1 pseudogene is annotated in these 791 nt (G+C 67.1%); it reads left to right on the top strand.

Features of this window, described 5'->3' with window-relative positions:
* Nucleotides 1-262: 262 nt before the first annotated feature.
* Nucleotides 263-791, top strand: a pseudogene (locus EOA33_RS37325) (integrase); the annotation flags it as partial.

Raw genomic sequence — 791 nt, forward strand, 5'->3', positions numbered from 1 at the left:
GACAGGCTAGAATCCGCCAATGAACTCCGAAGATGATTCGCGCCAGATCAATGACTTGCCGTCCGTTGACGAAGCGCGAGCAACAGCCTCTCTCATCGATCAAAACCCCGAAAATCGTGCTCGGCGCAGCTCCGCTCAACCACAGGAAACGGCGACCCCTGTCGATCAGGATGCTGTCGACCAAACCGCGGCGGCGCCCTCGGCCGAGCCCAACGGCTCGAGCACCGACGACCTGCCCGACATCATCGACGTCGTCATGGAGATGGGCCGCGCGCCGGAGCAGCCCTCGGCCGACGCCCCCTCCGCTCTTCCGGTCGTCGCCAATGCCCGCCTGCCGGCGCATCTCGACGCGCTGGCCGATCGCGCCCGCGACTACGTCGAGGCGGCGAGCTCGGCCAATACCCGCCGCGCCTACGCTTCGGACTGGAAGCAGTTTGCGAGCTGGTGCCGTCGCCAGGGTGTCGAGATGTTTCCGCCCGATCCGCAGGTGGTCGGGCTCTACGTCACCGCATGCGCCTCGGGTAAGGCGACCGGCGACAAGAAGCCGAACTCCGTCTCGACGATCGAGCGCCGGCTCTCCTCGCTGACGTGGAACTATGCGCAGCGCGGCCAGCCGCTGGACAGGAAGGACCGCCATATCGCCACCGTCATGGCCGGCATCCGCAACAAGCACGCAGCCCCGCCCCGCCAGAAGGAAGCAGTGTTGCCCGAGGATCTGATCGCCATGCTGGAAACGCTCGACCGCGGCACCCTGCGCGGCCTGCGCGACCGGGCCATGCTGCTGCTGGGCT

Origin of the sequence: Mesorhizobium sp. M4A.F.Ca.ET.050.02.1.1 (genome assembly GCF_003997725.1) — a bacterium.
Taxonomy (GTDB): Bacteria; Pseudomonadota; Alphaproteobacteria; order Rhizobiales; family Rhizobiaceae; genus Mesorhizobium.